Below are 231 nucleotides of genomic sequence, written 5' to 3' on the forward strand. Positions count from 1 at the left end.
GCGAACATATCACCCGGCTGAATAGCTTGACCCAAACCGCTAGCCGTGCCCGCCGCTTCCCGGAAACTATTAACTACTGCTGTCGCCCACGGAACGGAATGCTCAATAATGGCGTAGAAAAAGCCGACTGCCATGAAGAAGCGGATTAACTCACCGGCAATCTCGCCTAAGTCAGTTTGTTTCATGACTAGAGGCATGAACGTCCATACCAGCTGAATTAGTGCAAGGGAG

Annotated in this window: 1 pseudogene; it reads right to left on the reverse strand. The window is 51.5% G+C overall.

The features are described 5' to 3' along the window. Positions 1 to 185 (reverse strand): annotated as a pseudogene (locus AC0L20_RS41990) (P-type conjugative transfer protein TrbL); the annotation flags it as partial. Positions 186 to 231: the final 46 nt, after the last annotated feature.

The organism is Bradyrhizobium sp. Kon58, assembly GCF_055807455.1.